This is a genomic window from Nocardia sp. NPDC005745, assembly GCF_040630775.1.
Lineage (GTDB): Bacteria > Actinomycetota > Actinomycetes > Mycobacteriales > Mycobacteriaceae > Nocardia.
Map to the genome: position 1 here is coordinate 65,145 of NZ_JBEXYF010000011.1, position 23,244 is coordinate 88,388.

Sequence of the window (23,244 nt, forward strand, 5' to 3'; positions counted from 1 at the left end):
CGAAGCGGGAAGTCATCGATCGCCTTATTGCCGCTAGTTCCGCTGGAGCGCCGCCCGGAGCTGGTCCGGAGTGGAGACCGGGAGGTCGCACACGGAGCCGCGGCAGACGTAGGCGGCGGCCGCGTCCCGGACCAATGGCCGGTCGGCCAGGAGCGGCACGGCGTTCGGCGCGGCGGCGAGGACGACCGAGCCACCCGGGGCGGCCGAACGCGCCGCGGCGAGCAATTCGGTGGGCTGGGCGGCCGGTTCGGCGGTGGCGATGGCGACCTGCAAGGGACCGCGCAGGGCCGCCTCGGCGACGGCGAGCCACTGACCCGCCGAACGGGGCGCGCGTGCCAGCACGATCGCACCGCGCTCGAGGGTGCGGTCGGCGAGTTCGCGGTAGCGGACGGCTCGTTCGGGGTCGCTGGTGGCCGCGGCGGTGAGCAGCGCTTCGGCCAGCGCGGAGGCGCCCGCGGGAGTGGCGCCGTCGACCGGGTCACGCGGGCGGGCGACGAGGGTTTCGGCGTCGTCGGCGGTGTCGAACCAGCTGCCCGGCTGGTCCGGGTCGGCGAAGTGCTCGATCGCGAGGTCCAGCAAGCGCTGGGCGTCTTCCAGCCAGCCGAGTTCACCGGTGGCCTGGTGCAGCGCGAGCAGGCCGGTGACCAGCCAGGCGTGATCCTCCAGGATGCCGGGCGCGGCGCCTGCGACGCCGCCGAGCGATGCGCGCCGCAGCCGCCCGTCCACCACGTGCTCGGCCAGCAGGAAGCGCGCGCACCGGACGGCGGCGGCGGTCCACTCCGGCTCGTCCAGTGCGGCCGCGGCCTCGGCGAGCGCGGTGATCGCCATTCCGTTCCACGCGGTGACCACTTTGTCGTCCCGGTCCGGCTGTGGGCGGCGGTCGCGGGCGGCGATCAACGCCGCTCGCACGCGTTCCACCCGCGCGGCGTCCTCCGCCGTGGCGGGCTCGACGTACCTGGTCGGCACCGAGGTGCCCTGTTCGAAGTTTCCGGCGGTGGTGACGCCGAAGAATCCGGCCGCCCATGCGCCGTCGGTCGGCCCGAGTTCACCGGCCAGCTCGGCGGGCGTCCACACGTACGTCGCGCCCTCGACGCCGGGTTTGCCGGGCTCCAGGTGGGTGTCGGCGTCCAGCGCGGAGGCGAAGCCGCCCTGTGCGGTCCCCAGGTCGTCGAGCAGGAACCGTACGATCTCCCGGGTCACTCGCCGCGACAACGATTCCGGAGGCGCCGGGGTGCTGCGCCGGGCCAGGTGCGCGTAGGCGCGCAGCAGCTGCGCGTTGTCGTAGAGCATCTTCTCGAAATGCGGCACGACCCATGCGGCGTCGACCGAATACCGCGCGAATCCTCCGCGCAGCTGGTCGTAGATGCCGCCGCGGGCCATCGCCTCGGCGGTGCGGGCCACCACGTCGATCACCGCGCCGTCACCGGTCCGCTCCCAGTGCCGCAGCAGTCCCTCCAACAGCGCCGACGGCGGGAATTTCGGAGCCCCGCCGAACCCGCCGTGCTCGGCGTCCTCGTCGCGCAGCACGGCGGCGACGGCGTGGGCGAGCAACTCGGGGGTGATCGTCAGCTCCGTGTCCGGCAGTCCCGCCGTCTGGTCGCGCAGGGCCGCTGCCACCTGCGCGGAGGCCTGGTTCACCTCGTCTCGCCGGGTGCGCCAGGTCTCGGTGATCGCGGTGAGCAACTGGGTGAACGACGGCATGCCGCCGCGCGGAAGCTTCGGGTAGTAGGTGCCGCAGTAGAACGGTTCGCCGTCGGGGGTGAGGAAGCAGGTCATCGGCCAGCCGCCCTGACCTGTCATCGCGACCGTGGCGTTCATGTACACCGCGTCCAGATCGGGCCGCTCCTCCCGGTCGACCTTCACGCAGACGAAGTTCTCGTTCATCTGCTCGGCCGTGGCCGTGTCCTCGAACGACTCGTGCGCCATCACGTGGCACCAGTGACAGGACGCGTACCCCACCGAGAGCAGAACGGGCACGTCCCGCTCGCGCGCTTCGGCCAGTGCCTCGGCATCCCATTCCCGCCAGTGCACCGGGTTGTCCGCGTGCTGGCGCAGGTACGGGGACGTCGCCTCTCCGAGCCGGTTCATGGCTCCACCGTACGGCGCATCCCGGCGCCGCGCGGGCGGCACGGCTCGACTCGTGGCCCTGACATCCGCCGCCGATAGGGTCACCAGCGCGACCTCGGAACGACTCATCCAGGGCGGGGCGATTCGAGCGCCGCGGATGTGGGCGATACGTACCCGATGCGCGAGCAACGGTTACTTCCCGTGTTCACCGGATTCGTTGCGGGTTCGAGCCCCGCTTGGATCGGTGCGATCCGGTAGCCCAATCGGTAGAGCGGTCCACGGCGGGGTCCTGAGATCAGTCGGGCTCGATTCGCCCGGGCCGGTATTTCGTCGCCTGGAGATCGGGCGTCCGATGTGCCGTGCGGGAGCGGCCGATTTCGGTTCGGCCGCTCCCGCACGAGAAATGTGAATATCGATTATCAGTAGGATATTTCGGCTCGGAGTCATATCCGATCACACAGCCGGAACGGGTTCCGGCGGCCTGTGGAGAATTCACGGCAACCGGATGAAGTGCGCAAGCCCCCTGCCGCGACGGATGGGCTCGTTCCCGCCGACTAGGCGGTTCGGGCAAGTACTTCTCGACCCACGTACGCCAGCAACCGACGGTGCGCCGGTTCGTCGTCGGCGACCGCGACTTCCGGCCCGAAAATGCCCGGCCCGCGGAATGTGTCGATGCCTCCCATTGCTCGCATGGTGGCGAGCAGTTCGCCACATAGCTCGTCGTCGGCCAGATCCGGCCGATCGATGGCCACCGCGATATCGACGCCGTGCACGAGGAGCTCGGTGAGATGCACCAGTGCCGCCGCGGGACCGGGCAGTTCCCCGAGCGAGATGGCCACCGTGCCGTCCAACGCGTCGAGCCGGTGCCAGGCGGCGCGGTCCACCTCCGCCGCCGCGGCGTACGCGCCCTGCGGATCACCTCCGAGCCAGTCGGATTCGTGCTCGGCGCCCGCGTCCGTGCCGCTCAGCGCTGCCGCGAAGATGTGCATGCCGCCGACGGTGTGGTTGAGCACGGCTCGGACATCCCACTCCCGGCACGGCGTCGGCGCTGCCAGACCCGCTTCTCCCACGGCGGCGACGATCGCTCCGGTCGCATCCAGTGCACGGTCGATCTGTCCGATCACGTTGTCCATGAGCATCCTTCGGTCGAGCGGTTTGGCTGAATTGGTAACACAGGACGCCGACAAGTGCGCGGTAATGCGAACACCACCTTGCGCCGGGATAGTTGCCGGCGGTGTGCTTCTCGGGACCACGCTCAATAGTCGGATGCGCGAGGCGAACGCGCCGGCTGAACTCGGCGACGCACCCGGTGCGCAGGCAACGGATACTTCGGGTTCAACTCCCGACGAATACAATTCGGTCGCTCGACACAGCGATCGGGCTGTCGCCGCCTTTCTCGGAGACCCGCGAACAAAATGGGTCACCACTACGCCCCCGACACTCCGTACCGGCGCATCTTCGGCGGCCTGACCGACGCGGTGCGTTCCGGACGATCCGCTTCCAGAGGCGGGCCGCGACGCCGACTGGCCTTCTGAACGGCGGCGGGGCCGAGACCACCAGCCGGTCTCGGCCCCGCCGCCGCCGTGGTCTATCCGAGCACCGGGTAGTTGGCCCGGATGACGCCGTGCGGGTCCCGGGCGCGTTTGATCTCGCGCAGCCGGGTGAGCGTCGCGGAATCGAAAGCGGCCGAGGCGGTTTCGCCGGGCGTGAGGAAGGTGTACGGCTTGCCGCCGCTGATCTGCCCGCTCACCGCGTCGACGAGGGCGGTGCGCCGCGCGGTCACCGCGTCGGCGAGGTGCGGCAGCCCGAGACCGAGGCAGTAGAGCAGGTACGGCTCCGCGATCGGGCCGCGCGCGCCCCCGTCCGGCCGGGCGGTGGCCATGGCGCCGCCCAGGTGCCGGATCTGCAGGTTCGCCAGCGGCGCGACCGGCTCATCGATCAGGGTCTTGACCACGGCGTCGCCGAGATCGGTGAGCTGCTCGGCACGCGACAGCGACGGGCTCGGGTCCGTCGGTTCGCCGGTGACCGCGCCGATATCGGCGGGCCCGAAAACGCCGCGCCGGTCGAGGATCGGGTTGCCGATGGCGTCGAGCCGCGCGAGCAGCGCACGCCCGCGATCCGGATCGCCGAGGTATTCCGCGTCCAGGCCGACCATGGGCGGTGCGTCCGGGATCTGCAAGCGCTGGAACCACACGCTCAGGTCCTCGGGCGCGGCGGCGGTGATCTCCTGGAAGACGTCGAAGACCTCGCGGATCCGCGTTTCGGGCCACAGTGTGCGGCCGCCGAACAGCTCCGGCGCGGGAAACAGGTCGAACTCGAGCGCCGTCACCACGGCGAAGTCGCCACCGCCGCCGCGCAGCGCCCAGTACAGGTCCGGATCGTCCTCGGCCGTGATCCGCCGCCGAGCGCCGTCGGCGTCCACCACCTCGAACGCGCGCACGGCGTCGCTGGCCCAGCCGTACTTGCGGCCGAACCAGCCAATACCGCCACCGAGGGTGTAGCCGGTGACCCCGACCACCGGATTGCTGCCCGCCAGGCCGGTCAAGCCGTGCCTGGCAGCGGCGGCCTGCACCCGGCCCCACGCCGCCCCGGCGCCGACGCGCGCCACCCGCCGCTGGGCATCGATCTCGATGTCGTCCAGCTGCCCGGTGCGCACCAGGATCGCGTCGGGCACTCCGCCGGACGCGCCGTGACCGGTCGGCTGGGTCACCACCGGCGCGCCGACGCGGGCGGCGTACCGGACGACGGTCGCGATGTCGCCCGCGTCGCCGGCCCGCACCACGGCGGCCACCGGCTGGGTGACCGTCGTCGTCCACGGCCTGGCCGCGGCCTGGAAACCCTCGTCACCGGCCACCAGCACGCGACCGGGCAGCGCGGTGCGCAGTTCGTCGAATGTCATTGCTCGTCCTGACTCTCAGCGTTCGGAAGCAGCCGCGAGCGACGAATGCGTGAGCCGGCCCTCCGGACGGGACGGGCCGTGGTTCGTGCCGCGACTACCTCATCGACGAAAGAGAGTGCGGAATAGTGACAAAGAGCGGATCAGTGGGCTCGGCGCCCGGTCAGCTCGATTCGGCGCGCCCTTCCGGGCCCGCGCCTTCGGTCCCGTCGGCGTGACGGGTGATGCCGTGCTCGGTCCCCTCGTCGGCCTCCTGGTCCGGTTCGGGGTGCTCGGGCTCGAACGTCGCGGGCAGGCCCTTGATGTGCCGGTTCATCGAGCGGATCAGCAGGAAGGTCCCCGCGAGCAGAAGCAGGACGATGACCAGACCCAGCGGCGACGCTTTACCGAACTCGGGGCCGGTCGGCGTTCCGGGCGTCTGGGCGAGCAGGACCAGCGTCACGACCGCTCGTCCTCGATGCCCGCGAACAGGTCGGTCTCCGGCAGCTCGGTGCGCACCCTGGTCTTGGCCAGCTCGAACTCCTCGGTCGGCCACAACCGCTGCTGCATCTCCAGCGGAACGGCGAAGAACGCGCCGTTCGGGTCGATCTGCGTCGCGTGCGCGCGCAAGGCGTCGTCGCGCTGCGGGAAGTACTTGGCGCACTCGATCTGGGTGGTGATCCGGGCGAACATGTCACCGCGCTCGGCGGCGTACTTGCGCATCCGGTCCAGCCATTCCTGCATCGGGAACGGTTCGCCGAGACGCTCGTACTCCGCGGCGAAGGCTTCCATCCGCCGCATGCTGAAGCCGTGGTCGTAGTACAGCTTGAGCGGCGTCCACGGCTCCCCCGCCTCGGGGAAGCGCTCGGGATCCCCGGCCGCCTCGAACGCCGCCATCGACACCTCGTGGCAGCGGATGTGGTCGGGGTGCGGGTAGCCGCCGGTCTCGTCGTACGTGGTCATCACGTGCGGCTTGAACTCGCGCACCACGCGCACCAGGGCCTCGGTGGCCTCCTCCAGCGGAACCAGCGCGAAACTGCCTTCGGGCAGCGGCGGCATCGGGTCACCCTCGGGCAGCCCCGAGTCGACGAATCCGAGCCAGTGCTGGCGCACGCCGAGCGCACGCGCAGCGGCGGCCATCTCCTCGCGGCGGATCTCGTGGATCCGCTCCAGGACGCCGGGGGTGTCCATGGCCGGGTTCAAAATGCTTCCGCGCTCTCCGCCGGTCAGCGTCACGACGAGGACGTCGTGTCCTTCGTCTGCGTAACGGGCGGTCGTCGCGGCACCCTTGCTGGATTCGTCGTCTGGGTGGGCGTGCACCGCCATGAGGCGAAGGCCACTCACGTCTCGTTCTCCGTCGCTCTCGGTCGCGGGTGTCGGGGCTTCGTTACCTATAGTTCCATTCGACCCACATTTGTTCCGACGTACCCCCCGGGAGCGACCACCATGAGCCAGCCCGCGCCGGAGCCCGGCGGTGACGCGAAGGCCGCGGCGGCGTCACCGGGCCTGCCTCCCGCCGACCGGTACGGCACCCGGCCCCGCAAGCCGCGCCGGTGGATCGTGCCGGTGCTCGGCGTACTGGTGGTGCTCGCCGGACTCGGCGTGGCCTATCTCGGGTACCAGAAGTACGGGCCGGAGGACATCGAGGCCGAGCAGCTCGGCTATGTCGTCATCGACGACTCGACCATGACCATCCGGCTCAAGGTCACCCGCGCCGACCCGGAGCGGCCGGTGGTGTGTTTCGTCCGCGCGATGGCGCGCGACGGCTCCGAACTCGGCCGACGCGAAGTGCTGGTCGAACCGTCGAGCAGCGGGACGGTGGAGCTGACCACCGTGGTGCGCTCGTCCGCGCGGCCCGCGTCGGGCAGTGTGTACGCGTGCAGCGATCGGGTACCCGGCTACCTGCGAGCTGGCTGATTTCCGCGCATACACCGGCGACCTGCCTACGAAATCAACTCCGACCTGCACATTTGTGAATCATGCTAAAATGGCGTGATACACGGTTCCGGGGCTCGGAGCCGTGTTTGCTGCATTGGCGGCCAGCGCTGACGGTTCGGGCTTGCGAGCTTGCCCGCGACCAGGGCCTGTCGGGGTTCGATGAACTTCCCAGGATCGCTCTAGCCGTCGACTGGTGCATGCCCGCTTCCGGGTGGGTACACGCCAGTGCTCAGGGAATCCCGGCCTGCCGGGAACAACTACTAGGGAGTGATCGAGATGACTGAGACGCAAGTGACCTGGCTGACCCCGGAGTCGCACGACAGGCTCAAGAGCGAACTCGACGCGCTCATCGCCAACCGTCCGGTCATCGCCGCCGAGATCAACGAACGCCGGGAAGAGGGCGACCTCAAGGAGAACGGCGGATACCACGCCGCCCGCGAGGAGCAGGGTCAGCAGGAGGCGCGCATTCGCCAGCTTCAGGAACTGCTGAACAATGCCAAGGTCGGCGTCGCACCGACCAAGTCCGGCGTCGCGCTTCCCGGGTCGGTCGTCAAGGTCTACTACGACGGCGACGAGACGGACACCGAAACCTTCCTGATCGCCACCCGCGAGGAAGGTCTCAACGATTCGAAGCTGGAGACCTACTCGCCGAACTCCCCGCTCGGTGGCGCGCTCATCGACGCCAAAGTGGGCGAGACCAGGGAATACACGCTGCCCAACGGCAACACGATGAAGGTCACCCTGATCAGCGCCGAGCCCTACCACAGCTGATGCACTCGGCCGCGGCCCCGCGCCCGGCCGACACCCCCGCGGACACGAGCGGCCGCGCCCGATCATCGGGTGCGGCCGCTTCCTCATATCCGTGAACCTAGCTCAATGCCTGCTCGATGTCCGCGAGCAGGTCGCTGACATCCTCGATACCTACCGAGAGCCGCACCAGATCGGCGGGCACCTCCAGCTCGGACCCCTCGGTGGAGGCGTGCGTCATCGCGGCCGGATGCTCGATCAGCGACTCGATGCCGCCCAGCGACTCGGCGAGGGTGAACACCTCGGTCCGCGAGCAGAACTTCCGCGCGGCCTCCACGTCGCCGTGCAATCGCACCGAGATCATCCCGCCGAACCGGCGCATCTGCTTGCCCGCGACGGCGTGGCCCGGGTGCTCCGGCAGACCGGGGTAGATCACCTGCGAGATCGAGGGATGCCCGGACAGGAACTCGGCAACGGTTTCGGCGTTGTCGCAGTGCCGGTCCATCCGCAGCGCGAGGGTCTTGATACCGCGCAGTGTGAGGAAAGCGTCGAACGGGCCGGGGACGGCGCCCGCGCCGTTCTGCAGGAAGGCGAACGCCGCGTCGAGTTCCGGATCGTCGGTGATCAGCGCGCCGCCGATGACGTCGGAGTGGCCGCCGAGGTACTTGGTGGTGGAGTGCACCACGATGTCGGCGCCGAGCAGCAGGGGCTGCTGGAGATAGGGGGTCGCGAAGGTGTTGTCGACGACCAGCTTCGCGCCCGCCGCGTGCGCGACCTCGGCCAGTGCCGGGATGTCGCCGATGCTGAGCAGCGGGTTGGTCGGGGTCTCGATCCACACCAGCTTGGTGTTCGGCCGGATCGCGGCGCGCATCTCGTCGACGTTGAACACGTGTGCGGGCGAATGCTCGATCCCCCACTGGCTGAAGACCTTGTCGATCAGCCGGAAGGTGCCGCCGTAGGCGTCGTCGGGGATCACGATGTGATCGCCCGGACGCAGCGTGGCGCGCAGCGCGCAGTCGGTCGCGGCCATGCCGGAGGCGAACGCCCGGCCGTAGCGGCCCGATTCCAGCGCGGCGAGGTTCGCCTCCAGCACGGAGCGCGTCGGGTTGCCGGTGCGGGCGTACTCGAAACCGCCGCGCAAACCGCCCACGCCGTCCTGGGCGAACGTCGAACTCGCGTAGATGGGCACATTCACCGCGCCGGTCTGCGGATCGGGTTCATACCCGGCGTGCACGGCCCGTGTGGAGAATCCCAGCTCGCTCATGAGGGTCAGCCTAATCGGGGCGATCCCCGGGCTACTTCCAGGTGTGCGCATATCTCGGCCGCGCCCGCAAGAGAATCGGGCAAACCTCCGCAACAGCGTCGGTGCGGCGGGATCCCGCCCCGTCGGTCCGGTCGATTTACGCGACTGCCGGAGTTCGATCGGAAATCTTTCGCCCGCTGGCAGGGGACGTGAGTTCGGTCTCACCGGACTCGCCCCCATTTAGGCTGAATCCATGGTCACTGTGGAAGAACTGTTCGCTACCGACACACTGCTGTCCGAGGACGAGCGCGAGATCCGCGATACCGTCGCGGCGTTCGCGGCCCGGCGGCTGCGACCGCACATCGCGGACTGGTTCGAGGCGGGCTCCTTCCCGGCCCGCGAGCTCGCCCCCGAGCTGGGCGAGCTGGGACTGCTCGGCATGCATCTGGAGGGATACGGCTGCGCGGGCATGTCGGCGACCACATACGGCCTGGCCTGCCAGGAGCTGGAGGCGGTCGACTCGGGTATCCGCAGCATGGTCTCGGTCCAGGGTTCGCTGGCGATGACCGCGATCCACGAATTCGGCTCGGAGGAACAGAAGCAGCAGTGGCTGCCGGAACTGGCCGCGGGCCGGGCGATCGGCTGCTTCGGGCTCACCGAACCCGACTTCGGCTCGAACCCGGGCGGCATGCGCACCAGGGCGAAGCGCGACGGCGCGGACTGGGTTTTGAACGGCGCGAAGATGTGGATCACCAACGGGTCGGTGAGCGACGTCGCGGTGGTCTGGGCACAAACCGAGGACGAGGGCAAGCAGGTGATCCGCGGGTTCCTGGTGCCCGCGGGGACGCCCGGGTTCACGGCGCGGGAGATGCACCGCAAACTGTCGCTGCGCGCGTCGGTCACCGCGGAACTCGACTTCGATGATGTGCGCCTGCCCGCCGACGCGGTGCTGCCGGGATCCCGAGGGCTGGCCTCGCCGCTGGCCTGCCTGAGCGAGGCGCGCTTCGGCATCGTCTTCGGCGCGCTCGGCGCGGCACGCGAGTGCCTGGCGTCCACCATCGAGTACGCCAGGACCCGCGAGGTGTTCGACAAGCCGCTGGCCGCCTACCAGCTCACCCAGGCCAAGCTGGCCGACATGGCGCTGGAGTTCGGCAAGGGGCAGCTGCTCGCGCTGCACATCGGGCGGCTGAAGGACCGCGGCGTGGTGACACCGGAGCAGGTGAGCGCGGGCAAGCTGAACAGCACGCGCGAGGCCATCGCCATCGCCCGGGAATGCCGCACCATCCTCGGCGCCAACGGCATCACGCTCGACTACCCCGTGCTCCGCCATGCGAACAATCTGGAGTCGGTGCTCACCTACGAGGGCACCGCGGAGGTGCATCAGCTGGTGCTCGGCCGGGCCCTGACCGACGCGAATGCCTTCCGCTGACAAGCGATTTCGGATGGATATTTGCTGAATCGCGTTCTAATAACAGTACTGCCCAGAGGTGAGTTCGGGACCGAAGAAAACTGAAAAATTGCTGATCTAACGGAAATCGTCCTCGTCGGGGAAGTCGAAGTATTCGCGCGCCGGCGGGTGGGCGCCGCCGGACCTCGCCCCATCGCCCCGGTGCTGCCCCCGAGTTCGCGCACCGTGCTGGTGCCGTTGCCGCCCCGGACCGTCCTGCCACGGCACGCCCTCCCCGCGGTCGACCCGCCGGTCCCACTGCCATTCCGCACCGGGGTCCGGCCGGTCTTCCCACTGCTGCCCCCGCGCCGCCTGCTGATCCATCCACAGCTGCTCACGAGCCGCGCCCGAGCGGCCGCGCTGGTAGGCCGCGGCATGTCCGCGAACCGCGGGCATCTCCTCCTCCAGTTCGCTGAGCCAGCTCTCCCAGCGTTGCTGCATCGGGCGGACCATCCCGCCGCCGAGGCCGACCACCAGGATGCCGCCGATGGTGGCGAGCACCGTGATGAGGATCGGCAGCGTGACGGAGGTGGCCACGCCGATCTGGTTCAGCGCCGCCACGATGCCGATACCCCACACGAACACCGCCGCGATCCGGCCGAGCATCGCGCCGTAGGACAGACCGCCGAGCAGGCTGCCCACCATCTCGCGCGTCGCGTGGGCGACCGCGCCCGCGACGACCAGAATGATGATCGCGACGCCCGCCTTGGGCAGCCAGGCGACTATGCCGTCGATCGTGTCGCTCACCGGATTGGACCCGAAGACCCCGAAGCCCAGTTGCAGCGCGAGCAGCAGGATCGCGTAGTACGCCAGTTTCGCCAGCAGATCGCGGGCGTCGTAGCGACTGCGCGACAGCAGCTGCCGGATCCCGCCGCGCTCGGCGAGGCGATCGAAACCCACCCGCTCCAGCACCTTCCCCACGATCGTGGCGACCGCTTTCGCGGCCAGCCAGCCGATGAGCAGGATGAGCAGGAACCCGGCGAGTTGGGGCACGAACCTCACCACGGAACTCCACGCGTCGGACAATCCCTGCTGGTAATCGATAGCCGAACTGGAGGTGCGCATTACCTGCCCTTCGCTATCCGTCGACAACATGACGTTTGCCACGATGACATATTTCCCGGTTATATCTCTGGAATTCTCTCGGCAGCGCGTTTTGCGAATAAGTTGCCAAAATCTGATGGACGAGACACGGCACCGAAACAGGCCCCTCCGGGCCGAACGGCGGTCCAGCGGGCGAGCAGGCGCGGGCTCGGTCCCGTGATGTGATCCGGACGCGGATTACGGTCCGGGAGAACCGAATTGGTCCTGCGCGCGCCGCGAACGGACACTACTGTCGGTGCATGTCGTCGATCCGCGCCGCCGAGGTCCTCGCGGCACTGTCGCTGACCACCGATCTCGCCACCGGGATGCCGTTGGAAAAGGGGCTGGCCACCTGCCTGATAGCCACCCACCTCACCGAGCGGATCGGACTGCCGGACGCCGAGCGCCGCGCTGTCTTCCTCGCCGCACTGCTGGCCGCCCTCGGGTGTACCGGCCGCGCCTCGGAGAACGCGGAGTCGTATGCCGACGACATCGCCTTCCAACGCGCGTGCCATGTGCTCGATCCCGGTGATCCCACCGTCTTCACCGCGCAGCTGCGCCGATTCGGCAACTGGTCGCCCGCCGCCCAATCCGCGCTGCGCAATCGATTCGTCGCGCAGGTGCGGACCGGGGCCCCGCGGGCCCTGCGCTCGTCGAGCGAGATGGTCCGGGCGCTCGGATCGCGACTGGGCCTGCCGGATGCCGCCGTTCGCGCGCTGACCGAGGTGGAGGAACGCTGGGACGGACTCGGTGCGCCGGACCGGCTGCGCGGGGAGGCCATCTCGCTCGCCGGACGGATCCTGCACGTGGCCGAACAGGCGGTGCTCGCGCTGGAGGGGGTCGGCGCGGAACACGCGGCCGTCCTGCCGGTGCGGGTCGGCTTCCCGCGCGAAGAAACCGAGCTTCGGGCGGATGGGTCCGGGCGCGACCCGGGACGTCCCGTGCTGAGCGCCGTGGCGATCAGGCAGGGTGTCGTCCTCGGCGAGTTGCGGCGACGGGCCGGTGGGCACCTCGACCCCGACCTGGTCGCCGTCTGTGACGCCGATGCCCTGCGCGCGGTGCTCGACGTCCCAGACCTGCTCGCCGCCGTCCTCGCCGCGGAACCGGGAGCGCAGGCCACGCTTCCGTCCACCGAACTCGACCGGCCCGGCCTCGCACTGGCCATGGTCGTCGACCTGAAAGGCCGTTACCTGCTGGGGCATTCGGCGCACGTGGCCGGACTGGCCGATGCCGCGGCCGGCCGGATGGGCGTGCCCGCCGAGGACCGGGCGGCACTGCGCGCCGCCGCCCTGCTGCACGATCTGGGCCGGGCCGCGGTGTCCAGCACGGTATGGGACCGCGGCGGCCCGCTCGGACCGCGGGACTGGGAACGCGTACGGCTGCGCGGTTATTGGACAGAACGCATCCTGCGCCGCTGCCCCGGGCTGGCGGGGCTGGCCGAGCTGGCCGCAGGACACCACGAGCGGCTCGACCCCAGCGGCCATACCCCGGGTGAGCGGGAGGCTTCGCCGGGGGCCCGATTACTCGCGGCCGCGAACATTTTCGCGGCCTGCACCGAAGCGCGACCCTATCGTCCGGCCGCTCGTCCCGAGGAAGCCGCGGCACACCTCGGGGCCGAAGTCGCCGCGGGCCGCCTCGACGGTGACGCGTGCACCGCCGTGATCGCCGCCGCCGCGGACCGCCCCGACCCCGGCGGCCACGGCCTCTCCGCCGCCGAGATCGACGTCCTGCGCCTGTCGGCGCGCGGCCGCTGCGGCCGGGAGATCGCCGCCGAACTGCTCCTCCCCGAACGCACCGTCACCCACCACCTCACCGAATTGCGCGCCAAGACCGGCCACCGCACCCGGGCGGGCGCCGCCGTCTTCGCCATGTCCCACCACCTCTTGCCCGGCTGACCCGGCTGGCGCCGCCGAAACACGTTCGCGCACAGGGCTCGAAAGGCACGGGGGCGCGAGGCCGGCCTCACACGAGTCACAGGCGGGATGGGTAGAGGATTGTTACCTCTTGTCATTCAGGTGCCATATGGGTGTCACCGTCAGGCCAAGGGGAACGCGGATGATAGTGGGGGACCAGGGCATTGGGGCGATGCCTCCACCGCCACACCATCGGAGGTGCGAAGATGCACACGTTGACGATCGACCCTCGCGCACCGTGGTCGGTTCCGAATGCACTGGGAGCCTGCCATGTTCGTGCGTGACCATCTGCCCCGTCGCTCCCACGGCGTCGCCCGCCGGCTACCGGATCAGCGCGAACTGGTGGCCGCCTTCGGCGGTCATCCGAGTGATCCCGCGGAGGACCACCCCCTGCTCGGCTGGGCCGCGACGCTCGCCGCGTTGCACCGCAGGCGCCACCGCGATCCGCTGGCCGCAGCCGGAATAGATTGCCGCCGAGCGGAATTGGTCGCCACCATCGACGCGTGGGTGATCGACCAGCTGCCCGGGAAGCGGTCGGCCGATCATCTGCGCGCCGAATCCGTCGGCGCCACGGTCGACCGCATGGCCGCCGCGCACGTCCACGCCAGCCACCTGTTGCACACCGCCGAGAAGGTGTCCGACGCGCGGGTGCACGCCGCCTGGTACCGGCTGGCCCTGCTGGCCGACGAATGGACCGACCTGATCACCGGCGGCGTACGCGAAACGGTGCGCGGCAGGCGACCGGCGTAGGACGACATCCGAAAGACGCCTTACTCGCCGCACTGCCCTGTGCGGTACGGCGAGTCGGCGCTGGAGCATCGTTGGCCGGAGCGGTCGGCGTCCGCCTACTTGCCCAGGCTGCCCGTACTGAGGAAGCCGAGCAGGTCGTGGCGGGTGATCACGCCGACGGGCTTGCCGTCTTCGACGACCATGAGCGCGTCGGTGTCCGAGAGCGCCTTCGTCGCGGCGGAGATGGGCTCGCCCGAACCGATCAGCGGGAACGAGGGGCTCATGTGCTGGGCCACCGAATCGGTCAGGTGGGCCCGGCCCTCGAAGACCGCCGACAGCAGATCGCGTTCGGACACGCTGCCCGCGACCTCGCCCGCCATGACCGGCGGCTCGGCGCCGACCACGGGCATCTGGGACACGCCGTACTCGCGCAGGATCTCGATCGCGTCGCGCAGCGTCTCCGACGGGTGGGTGTGCACCAGGTCCGGCAGCGCGCCGGACTTGCCCCGCAGCACGTCACCCACGAGTGGTTCGGCGGTGCCGTCCAGCCGCTCGCGGAGGAAGCCGTAGGAGCTCATCCACTCGTCGTTGAAGATCTTCGACAGGTAGCCGCGGCCACCGTCCGGCAGCAGCACCACGACCACCGCGTCCGGATCGCGTCGAGCCACCTCGACGGCCGCGACGACCGCCATGCCGCAGGAACCGCCGACCAGCAGGCCCTCCTCGCGGGCCAGCCTGCGGGTCATGTCGAAGGAGTCCGCGTCGGAGACCGCGATGATCTCGTCCGGCACGGCGGGGTCGTAGGCCGACGGCCAGAAGTCCTCGCCGACGCCCTCGACCAGGTACGGCCGCCCGGTGCCGCCGGAGTACACCGAGCCCTCCGGGTCGGCGCCGATGATCTGGACCTTCCCGCCGGAGACCTCCTTCAGGTATCGGCCGGTGCCGGTGATGGTGCCGCCGGTGCCGACGCCCGCGACGAAGTGGGTGACCTTGCCCTCGGTGTCGCGCCAGATCTCCGGGCCGGTGGTCTCGTAGTGGCTGGCCGGACCGCCGGGGTTGGAGTACTGGTCGGGCTTCCACGCGCCGTCGATCTCGCGAACCAGGCGGTCGGAGACGCTGTAGTAGCTGTTCGGGTGGTCCGGCGGCACCGCGGTCGGGCAGACCACGACCTCGGCGCCGTAAGCGCGCAGCACGTTGCGCTTGTCCTCGCTCACCTTGTCGGGGCAGACGAACACGCAGTTGTAGCCGCGCTGCTGCGCGACCAGGGCGAGGCCGACGCCGGTGTTGCCGGAGGTGGGCTCGACGATGGTGCCGCCCGGCCGCAGCTTCCCGGACTGCTCGGCGGCGTCGATCATCTTCACCGCGATCCGGTCCTTCGAACTGCCGCCCGGGTTCAGGTATTCGATCTTGGCCGCGACCAGCCCCGCGTTCGATCCCACGACCGAGTTCAACCGGACCAGCGGCGTGTTGCCGATGAGATCCACGACATGATCCGCGATGCGCATGGCCCCCATAGTTGCAGACGCACTAACTGTGAGTTCGCGCACGCCGCGCGCAGCGGCCTCGGAGTGCGCGCGAACCGGCGCCCGCAGCCTTAGGATCGCTGCCATGAGGCAGCCGAACATCGCCCGCGCCGCAACGCTTCTGGCCGGATCGGCGCTGGCCCTAGTGGTCGGATCCGGCGCGCAGGCGGAGGCGGCGACCGTCGAATTCCCGCAGGTGCCGACGCTCGCACGCGGCGGTCTGTGCTGGACCAGCATCCGCACCTGGGCCGACACCGGTCCCGAATGGCCGGGGCGCGCCATCCTCAACGTCCGCGCGCTGCCCGTGAACGGTATCGGGCCCGGTATCTACCCGCTGGCGCCGCTGTGCGAGGTCCGCACCACCGTCGCGTGGCGCAATGTGACCACCGGGGCGACGGGCAGCTACGACAACGTCGTGGTCACCGGCATCTACGGCAGCATCCAGTACGCGCTGTTCCAGGACACCGGCCCCGGCCTCGTCGAGGTCACCGTCTCCACCGACGCGGCGAGCATCCCCGCTCGCGGCAGCTTCGTCGTACCGGGCTGACCTCGTTTTCGTAAAATTCCCGGCGTGAGCGCACCTCAGTTCCGCTGGCGCACCGCGGCGATGACCGGGGCCGCGGCCGTGCTCGCCGGCTCCGGTGCGGGAACGGCGTGGTGGGCGACCTATCGCCTGCTCATGGCGCAGGCGGGCGTTGCGCGCGGCATGATCGGCCGGGACACCTCCAAGCCGCCGGAAGCCGACGGCATCTATACCGCGGGCTGCGCGGAGCCCGAGCCGTGGCGGGCGGGCAAGCACGCCGACCTGCATCTGATGATCTTCGGCGACTCCACCGCGGCGGGACTCGGCTGCACGGTGGCCGACGAGGTGCCCGGCGTTCGCCTGGCCCGCGGACTCGCCGAGGCGACCGGGCGGCGGATCCGCCTGAGCACCAAAGCGATCTCCGGGGCCACCTCCAAGGGCTTGGCCGGCCAGGTGGACGCGATGTTCGTCGCGGGCCCGCCGCCGGATGCCGCGGTCATCCTCGTCGGCGCCAACGACGTGACCAAGAAGCACTCGATCCGGGCCTCCGCGCGCAGACTCGCCGCGGCGGTCGCCCGGTTGCGCCGCGCCGACGCGGTGGTGGTGGTCGGCACCTGCCCGAACTTGGGCATCGTGACCGCCATCCCGCAGCCGCTGCGCACCGTCGTGCAGAACTGGAGCACGCGGCTGGCCAAGGCGCAGCACGTGGCGACGACGGTGGCGGGCGGGCACCCGGTTCGGATGGGCTACCTGCTCGCTCCCGAGTTCCGGGCCGCGCCCGAGCTCCTGTTCGCCGCCGACGGATTCCACCCCTCGGCCGCGGGCTACGAACTGGCCGCGGCGAAATTGCTGCCGGTGCTGCTGGACGCACTGGGCGGGACGCACGCTTCCGGTACTCGGCGACGGGACGTAGATTCGGTACGAACGCACAAGTAACAAAAGGGTTCGCCAGAACCGTCCGACCCAAGGAGTCCTCATGCCCGAGGCCGTCATCGTTTCGACCGCACGCTCCCCGATCGGCCGTGCCCGCAAGGGTTCGCTGGTCGATCTGCGGCCCGACGATCTGACCACGCAGATTGTGCGGGCAGCGCTCGACAAGGTGCCTGCCCTGGACCCCGCCCAGATCGACGACCTGATCCTGGGCTGCGGCTCACCGGGCGGTGAGCAGGGCTTCAACATCGCCCGCGTCGTCGCCGTGCAGCTCGGCTACGACTTCGTGCCCGGCACCACGGTGCACCGCTACTGCGCTTCGTCGCTGCAGTCCACCCGGATGGCGTTCCACGCGATCAAGGCGGGCGAGGGCGATGTGTTCATCTCCGCCGGTGTGGAGACCGTGTCGCGGTATGTGAACGGTTCCTCCGACAGCTGGCCGAACACGCAGAACCCGCTGTTCGCCGAGGCTCAGGCGCGCACCGCGAAGACCGCGGAGGGCGGCGCCGGCATCTGGCACGACCCGCGCGAGGACGGCCTGATCCCCGACGTCTACATCGCGATGGGTCAGACCGCAGAGAACGTGGCGACCTCCACCGGCATCACCCGCGAGGACCAGGACCGCTGGGGCGTGCGCTCGCAGAACCGCGCCGAGGAGGCCATCAAGAACGGCTTCTTCGAGCGGGAGATCACCCCGGTGACGCTGCCGGACGGCACCGTGGTCAGCAAGGACGACGGCCCGCGCGCGGGCGTCACCTACGAGGCGGTCTCCGGGCTGAAGCCGGTGTTCCGTCCGGACGGCACCATCACCGCGGGCAACTGCTGCCCGCTCAACGACGGCGCGGCCGCGCTGGTCGTCATGAGCGACACCAAGGCCAAGGAGCTGGGCCTGACGCCGCTGGCGCGGATCGTGTCCACCGGCGTGTCCGGCCTGTCGCCGGAGATCATGGGCCTGGGCCCGATCGAGGCCTGTAAGCGCGCGCTGGCGCTGGCGGGCAAGACCATCGACGACATCGACCTGGTCGAGATCAACGAGGCGTTCGCGGTGCAGGTGCTCGGCTCGGCCCGGGAGCTGAAGATCGACGAGGACAAGCTGAACGTCTCCGGCGGCGCGATCGCGCTGGGCCACCCGTTCGGCATGACCGGCGCCCGGATCACCACCACGCTGATCAACAACCTGCAGACCCACGACAAGCAGTTCGGTCTGGAGACCATGTGCGTCGGCGGCGGTCAGGGCATGGCGATGGTCATCGAGCGCCTGAGCTGACCCGGATACGAGAAGGGCGGTCACCGGAACTCCGGTGACCGCCCTTCTGCTGGATGGCTAGTCGTTCTGGAAGTAGCTCAGCAGTCGCAGGATCTCGACGTACAGCCAGACCAGGGTGACGGTGAGGCCGAGGGCCACACCCCAGGCCGCCCGCTCCGGAGCCTGCGCGCGGATCAGCTGATCGGCGGCGTCGAAGTCGAGCAGGAAGCTGAACGCGGCGATGGCGATGACCACCAGGCTGAACACGATGGCCAGCGGGCCGCCGTCGCGCAGGCCGAGGCCGCCGTCGATGAAGAAGCTCGCCACCAGGTTGCCCAGCATCAGCACCAGGATGCCGATCATGGCGCCGACGATGATCCTGGTGAAGCGCGGCGTCACCCGGATGGCACCGGTCTTGTAGACCACCAGCATGCCCGCGAAGACACCGAACGTGCCGAGCACCGCCTGACCGATCAGCGCGCTACCGCCGACCCCGCCGAACTCGACATTGGTGAACATGAACGACAGCGCACCGAGGAACAGGCCCTCGGCGACGGCGTAGGACAACACGAGCACGGGGTTGTCCATCTTGTTCGCGAAGGTCGCCACCAGCACCAGCACCAGGCCGACCAAGCCGCCGACGATCACGAACAACGGCGCGAGCGAGGTGTTCGCGTTGGTGAGGCCGTAGGAGACGATGGCGGACAGGGCCAGCACCGCGAGGGTGATACCCGTCTTCGTCACCACGTCGTCGATGGTCATCGACCGGGTGGTGGCCGGAGCCTGCTGATAGGGCTGCGGGTGCTCGCCGTACTGCTGCGGATGCTGGCCGTACTGGTTGCCGAACTGGCCCGCGGAGGTCACGCCCGAACCGAAGCTGGCGTATCCACCGCCCTCCTGCCTTGGCAGGTTCCTGAAAACCGGATTGCTCGTGGTACGCATGTGAACGGCGTCCCTTTCTGGAGTCGTTGCCGCTGTTCATCGAGTTCGTTCACTCGATATCCAACTGCCCTGTCCAACGTTTGTCATCCGTCGCGAGTTCCCGGAGAGTCTCGCCGAGACGGACAATTCGGACTCTACCGCTGCCGTGAGTCGTGCAGGCCACGCACCGAGCGAGTCACGGTGAACTTCCGGTTGCGGCCGACCACTTCGGTCCGGCCCACCATCCGTTCGACCACGGCCCGGTAGTTCAGATGCGAGTTGTACACCGTCCACAGCTCTCCGCCCGGGCGCAGCACCCGCCCGGTCTCGGCGAACATCTTGATCGCCGATCCGGTGTGCACGGCCGCGCCGACATGGAACGGCGGATTGCACAGCACGAGGTCGGCGCTGTTGTCCGCGGCGGAGGACATGGCGTCGTCACGCACGGCGCACACCCGGTCGGCGACGCCGTTCGCCTCGGCGGTCGCCCGCGCCGAGGCGACGGCGGCCGCGGATTGATCCGTGGCGGTCACTTTGATGCCCGGCCGCGCCGTGGCCAGCGCGACGGCCAGGATGCCGGTGCCGCAGCCGAGATCGATGGCGTCGCGGGCGTCCGGCTTCATCAGTTTCAGGTGCTCGAGCAGGAATCTGGTGCCGATGTCCAGGCGCGCCCCGGAGAAGGCCGCGCCGTGCGCGACCACATCGAGACCGAGTTCGTCCAGCCGATCCCGCACCGGAAACGGCCGATCCGCCACGGGTTTGGGTCCGGTCACCAGCAGCGTTCGCGACTTCTGCCTGCCACGGCTGGCGCGCACCTCGGAGAACGATTGCGCCAGAACGTCGTTCATCGACTTGGTCAGATACTTGTCCCGGCCGCCCGCGAACACCTCGACCGCCGGATCCGCGTACCGCGCGATGGCATCGGCGACCTCGGCCAGCCCGGCCAGCACCCGGGGCAGGCGAAGCAGCACCACCCTGGCATCACGCAGCAACCCCGGGCCGAGCGGGTGCGCCGTGTAGCGATCCGACAGACCCGCCGCACGGGCGTTGTTGGCAAGGGCGAGTTCACCGGTGAGCAGATCCTGATGCACCCGGACGTCGCGCAGATCGTGCCCAGCGATGGCGCCGAGAGTCAGCGCACCGTAGGTGTCACCGATAACGGCTACCTTCCCGCTATCCACCGTCGCCAGGGCGTCGGCCGCGACGTCGAGGATCAGCCGATCGGCGGCGTCCACGGCGTAGAGGTTCAGTGCCTCCACGTCCGGATACCGGCGCAGCCGGCTCAGTACGTCCTCGACATCTCCCACACCTCAAGTGTGCTAGATCGTTGCCGAACAGTCGCGCCCACCCCGCCCAATCGTTCTCGCGGCCTTCTCCACAGCGCGGCTCGCGCACTGAACCGCTGCGGGACAAGCGGTTCGGCGGGCACTGCGCTGCCGCTCGCCGCCACGCCGTGGCCGACCACAGGCGAATCAGCCGCAACGCCCTCCGGTTACGCCATCCGGCGCGTTTCGCTGAGTAGCATCGGGCCATGCGCAACAGGATGGTGCTCATGGTCGCGGTCGCGACGGCACTGCTCGCGGGCTGCGGTGACGGCGACTCGCAACCGGGCCTCCCGGTCGCCTCCAGCACCGCGACGCCCGCCGCGGTCGCGCAAGCCCCTGTGCCGGGGGACACCGCACCGAAGCAGGGCAAGCCCTCCGGCGACGCCGCGCTCACGGTGACCGACGTTCGCCTGGGGCGCCAGCCCGGCTTCGATCGCGTGGTCTACGACCTCGGCGGGGTCGGCACGCCCGGCTGGCTCGTCCGGTACACCGACCGTGCCGTGCAGGACGGCAGCGGCAATCCGGTGGACGTGGCGGGGCGGTCGATCCTGGAAGTGCGCATTCTCGGGTCGGCCTACCCGTTCGACAGCGGCGTGACGCCGTACGAGGGCCCCGACCCCGCCGTGAACCCGGAGGTCCCCGGCATCGCGGGCGTTTACCGGACGACGGTGTTCGAGGGCGTGACGCAGTCGTTCATCGGCATACAGGCCGACCGGCCCCCGTTCACCGTCACCGCGCTCTCCAACCCGACCCGGCTCGTCGTGGACATCGCGCACCTCTAGATACCGGTACCACCATCGGGTATGCGAGCAGGGGTAGACTGTGCGCTCGTGGTCGAACGCCGCATACTCGACGCCACCGGGCCTGCCCGGCTGCTGGGGATGCTTGCGCTGCTCGCCGGGGTGGTCGTTATGCATTCGGCGGTCTTCGTGTCCTCGGGCCACGTCCACGCCGCCGGTGCGCACGCCGCGCCTGCGCTCGCGTCCGGAGCACCGGCCCACGGCCTCGGACGGCATGCCGCAGTCCGTGATACCACCGGTCACGATGTAGCCCGGTCGAGCCACGCGACATCCGACAGCCCCAAACGGGTAACGCTCCCGCATTGCGCGGGCGGCGGGTGCGACGGCGCCCACAGCGCGCTGCACAGCTGTGTGTTCATCCTGACCGGCCTGATCGCGCTGGCCGCGTTGGTGCTGCTCTACCGGATGGCTGTCGATCGTCCCGGCGGCGGCGCGGCACGGCCGCGGCACTGGCGGGCGCGGCAGGAACGACCACCGCCATGGACCGTGCTCACCTTGGCCGAACTGGCGATTCTGCGGATCTGACAGGTCCGCCGCGGCCGTGTGTCCGAACCACGGTCGCGGCGTTGTCCACTCCGTCCCTCAGACTTCGCACCTCGCAAGGAGCAACCCATGTTCATCACTCGCACCCGCTCGATCCTCGCCCTCGCCGCGATCGCAGCGGTGAGCCTCGCCGGATGCGGCGACGCCGACACCGGGCACACCACCGAGCACGGCACCTCGACAACCGCCTCGGCCGTCACGAGCGCACCCGCACGCGCGGAGTACGACGACGCCGACGTGATGTTTCTGCAGATGATGTATCCGCATCACGCCCAAGCCGTGGAGATGGCGCGGCTGGTGCCGAGTCACACCGACAACCCGCAGTTGCGGACGCTCGCCACGCAGGTCGAGCAAGCTCAAGCGCCGGAGATGCAGCAGATCACCGCCCTCCTGCAAAGCTTCGGCAAGCCGGCTCCCACCGCGAACGAAGGGCACGGCGGCCACGGGATGCCCGGCATGATGTCGGCCGAGCAGATGACCGCGCTGCAGGCGGCCTCCGGTCCGGACTTCGACCGCCAGTGGCTGACCATGATGATCGAGCACCACGCGGGCGCGATCACCATGTCGGAAACGGAACTGGCCGAAGGCCGAAATGCCGACGCGAAGGCGCTCGCCGAGACGATCATCGCCGCTCAGCGGACCGAGATCGAGCAGATGCGCACCATGCTCGGCCAGCGCTGAACCCCACCCCGCGCCGATATCGGTTGGCCATCGATATCGGCGCGGGCGGGCGTGTCCCGCCCACGCGACGTACGGTCGGATTGTCCGGCGCGCCTGCTGTCCCGGCCGGACTTTCGAGGGGAGTGAGGGGACCGACCATGCGACGACTCGAACGCGCGGGCCTGCTGGCGACCGCGGTGGCCACCACGGCCGGCGTGCTGCTCATCGGCGCCTGCGCACAGCAAGTTTCCGGCACGGCGGAGGTCAACCGGACCGACCTGGCCGCGTACGCCTCGGAGGTCACTTCCTCCTCGGCCGCCGCCTCGTCGTCCAAAGCCGCGGCCGTCGAACGCGCGACCGGATCGGCGTGCGACGCCTTCCTGGCCGCGAACGGCAGCTCGGTACGGGCATTCAACGATTACATCGATGCCAGCAACGCCAAAGGCCGCGGCGATCCCGATACGAACAGCAAAGCCGACACCGCGGTGTCGACGCTGCGCAACAACGCGCGCTCGGTCGACCAGAAGGTGACCAGAGAGGTGCCGTCCGGCGTCGCCGACCCACTGCGCGCCTACCGCGACGACACGAACGCCCTGGCCGACACGCTGGCCCGCCGCGCCGACACCGACACTCTGAACGCGGTGATCGACCGGTTCAACGCCACCAAGAACACCGCGCTGACCGCCTGTCAGGGGCACGGCACCCGCTGACGAGCAACGGTTCCGGCCGAC

General features: G+C 69.8%; 22 protein-coding genes. 12 read left to right on the forward strand and 10 right to left on the reverse strand.

All coding sequences use genetic code 11. The features are described from left to right. Positions 1 to 33 precede the first annotated feature (33 nt). From ABZ420_RS14220 to mca, 5 genes are all read right to left on the reverse strand, one after another. Entirely contained in the window at positions 34 to 2,088 is a 2,055-nt protein-coding gene (locus ABZ420_RS14220) for a thioredoxin domain-containing protein (protein ID WP_357121796.1), read from the reverse strand. A gap of 533 nt (positions 2,089 to 2,621) precedes the next feature. Further along, complete coding sequence (locus ABZ420_RS14225) at positions 2,622 to 3,200, reverse strand: TIGR03086 family metal-binding protein (protein ID WP_357121799.1); 579 nt, start codon at positions 3,198 to 3,200, stop codon at positions 2,622 to 2,624. 455 nt (positions 3,201 to 3,655) lie between these two features. Continuing rightward, positions 3,656 to 4,966: an FAD-binding oxidoreductase gene (locus ABZ420_RS14230; RefSeq protein WP_357121802.1), complete on the reverse strand. Its 1,311-nt coding sequence runs from the start codon at positions 4,964 to 4,966 to the stop codon at positions 3,656 to 3,658. 160 nt (positions 4,967 to 5,126) lie between these two features. After that, a complete protein-coding gene (locus ABZ420_RS14235) occupies positions 5,127 to 5,405 on the reverse strand; it encodes a hypothetical protein (RefSeq protein WP_357121805.1) in 279 nt (92 codons plus the stop codon). Continuing rightward, entirely contained in the window at positions 5,402 to 6,286 is an 885-nt protein-coding gene (gene mca, locus ABZ420_RS14240) for a mycothiol conjugate amidase Mca (protein ID WP_357035992.1), read from the reverse strand. Before mca ends, ABZ420_RS14235 begins: the two co-directional genes overlap by 4 nt. Positions 6,287 to 6,388: 102 nt before the next feature. Between mca and ABZ420_RS14245 the strand changes: the two genes are divergently transcribed. Then, positions 6,389 to 6,859, forward strand: a complete 471-nt coding sequence (locus tag ABZ420_RS14245) for a DUF4307 domain-containing protein (RefSeq protein WP_357121808.1) — start codon at positions 6,389 to 6,391, stop codon at positions 6,857 to 6,859. 297 nt (positions 6,860 to 7,156) lie between these two features. Then, positions 7,157 to 7,651 (forward strand): transcription elongation factor GreA, encoded by a 495-nt coding sequence (gene greA, locus ABZ420_RS14250; RefSeq protein WP_043731660.1) that lies wholly within the window; start codon positions 7,157 to 7,159, stop codon positions 7,649 to 7,651. A 97-nt stretch (positions 7,652 to 7,748) separates the two neighbouring features. Here the strand turns inward: greA and ABZ420_RS14255 are convergent, their stop codons facing one another. Then, the gene (locus ABZ420_RS14255) at positions 7,749 to 8,891 is read right to left on the reverse strand and encodes a cystathionine gamma-synthase (RefSeq protein ID WP_357121811.1); all 1,143 of its coding nucleotides are present in this window, start codon (positions 8,889 to 8,891) and stop codon (positions 7,749 to 7,751) included. A 232-nt stretch (positions 8,892 to 9,123) separates the two neighbouring features. Between ABZ420_RS14255 and ABZ420_RS14260 the strand changes: the two genes are divergently transcribed. Then, the gene (locus ABZ420_RS14260; RefSeq protein WP_357121813.1) at positions 9,124 to 10,299 is read left to right on the forward strand and encodes an acyl-CoA dehydrogenase family protein; all 1,176 of its coding nucleotides are present in this window, start codon (positions 9,124 to 9,126) and stop codon (positions 10,297 to 10,299) included. A 96-nt stretch (positions 10,300 to 10,395) separates the two neighbouring features. Here ABZ420_RS14260 and ABZ420_RS14265 read toward each other — a convergent pair whose 3' ends face one another. Continuing rightward, entirely contained in the window at positions 10,396 to 11,382 is a 987-nt protein-coding gene (locus ABZ420_RS14265) for a hypothetical protein (protein ID WP_357121816.1), read from the reverse strand. Positions 11,383 to 11,660: 278 nt separating this feature from the next. On the opposite strand from ABZ420_RS14265, the gene ABZ420_RS14270 reads away from it, so the two are divergent. Together ABZ420_RS14270 and ABZ420_RS14275 are read left to right on the forward strand one after the other, a co-directional pair. Beyond that, positions 11,661 to 13,295 (forward strand): HD domain-containing phosphohydrolase, encoded by a 1,635-nt coding sequence (locus ABZ420_RS14270; protein ID WP_357121819.1) that lies wholly within the window; start codon positions 11,661 to 11,663, stop codon positions 13,293 to 13,295. 288 nt (positions 13,296 to 13,583) lie between these two features. Beyond that, the gene (locus ABZ420_RS14275) at positions 13,584 to 14,063 is read left to right on the forward strand and encodes a DUF4254 domain-containing protein (RefSeq protein WP_357121822.1); all 480 of its coding nucleotides are present in this window, start codon (positions 13,584 to 13,586) and stop codon (positions 14,061 to 14,063) included. A 95-nt stretch (positions 14,064 to 14,158) separates the two neighbouring features. On the opposite strand, the gene ABZ420_RS14280 is transcribed toward ABZ420_RS14275, so the two are convergent. Then, positions 14,159 to 15,547, reverse strand: coding sequence for a cystathionine beta-synthase (locus ABZ420_RS14280; protein ID WP_357121825.1), 1,389 nt, complete (start codon positions 15,545 to 15,547; stop codon positions 14,159 to 14,161). 103 nt (positions 15,548 to 15,650) lie between these two features. Between ABZ420_RS14280 and ABZ420_RS14285 the strand changes: the two genes are divergently transcribed. From ABZ420_RS14285 to ABZ420_RS14295, 3 genes are read left to right on the forward strand one after another with little or no spacing between them, the layout of a single operon-like run. Further along, a complete protein-coding gene (locus tag ABZ420_RS14285) occupies positions 15,651 to 16,112 on the forward strand; it encodes a hypothetical protein (RefSeq protein WP_040869630.1) in 462 nt (153 codons plus the stop codon). A gap of 60 nt (positions 16,113 to 16,172) precedes the next feature. Then, complete coding sequence (locus ABZ420_RS14290; protein ID WP_357122120.1) at positions 16,173 to 17,024, forward strand: SGNH/GDSL hydrolase family protein; 852 nt, start codon at positions 16,173 to 16,175, stop codon at positions 17,022 to 17,024. Positions 17,025 to 17,064: 40 nt separating this feature from the next. Continuing rightward, complete coding sequence (locus ABZ420_RS14295; RefSeq protein ID WP_040869638.1) at positions 17,065 to 18,285, forward strand: acetyl-CoA C-acetyltransferase; 1,221 nt, start codon at positions 17,065 to 17,067, stop codon at positions 18,283 to 18,285. Positions 18,286 to 18,342: 57 nt separating this feature from the next. Here ABZ420_RS14295 and ABZ420_RS14300 read toward each other — a convergent pair whose 3' ends face one another. Next, on the reverse strand, positions 18,343 to 19,206 hold the full coding sequence (locus ABZ420_RS14300) for a Bax inhibitor-1/YccA family protein (RefSeq protein ID WP_357121828.1): 864 nt from the start codon (positions 19,204 to 19,206) through the stop codon (positions 18,343 to 18,345). A 134-nt stretch (positions 19,207 to 19,340) separates the two neighbouring features. Beyond that, complete coding sequence (locus tag ABZ420_RS14305) at positions 19,341 to 20,492, reverse strand: methyltransferase (RefSeq protein ID WP_357121831.1); 1,152 nt, start codon at positions 20,490 to 20,492, stop codon at positions 19,341 to 19,343. Between the two features lie 224 nt (positions 20,493 to 20,716). On the opposite strand from ABZ420_RS14305, the gene ABZ420_RS14310 reads away from it, so the two are divergent. From ABZ420_RS14310 to ABZ420_RS14325, 4 genes are all read left to right on the forward strand, one after another. Continuing rightward, positions 20,717 to 21,292 (forward strand): hypothetical protein, encoded by a 576-nt coding sequence (locus tag ABZ420_RS14310; protein WP_357121834.1) that lies wholly within the window; start codon positions 20,717 to 20,719, stop codon positions 21,290 to 21,292. A gap of 48 nt (positions 21,293 to 21,340) precedes the next feature. Further along, the gene (locus tag ABZ420_RS14315) at positions 21,341 to 21,835 is read left to right on the forward strand and encodes a hypothetical protein (protein ID WP_357121837.1); all 495 of its coding nucleotides are present in this window, start codon (positions 21,341 to 21,343) and stop codon (positions 21,833 to 21,835) included. Positions 21,836 to 21,922: 87 nt separating this feature from the next. Continuing rightward, positions 21,923 to 22,534 (forward strand): DUF305 domain-containing protein, encoded by a 612-nt coding sequence (locus ABZ420_RS14320; protein WP_357121839.1) that lies wholly within the window; start codon positions 21,923 to 21,925, stop codon positions 22,532 to 22,534. 137 nt (positions 22,535 to 22,671) lie between these two features. Then, positions 22,672 to 23,223, forward strand: a complete 552-nt coding sequence (locus tag ABZ420_RS14325) for a hypothetical protein (protein ID WP_357121842.1) — start codon at positions 22,672 to 22,674, stop codon at positions 23,221 to 23,223. Positions 23,224 to 23,244: the final 21 nt, after the last annotated feature.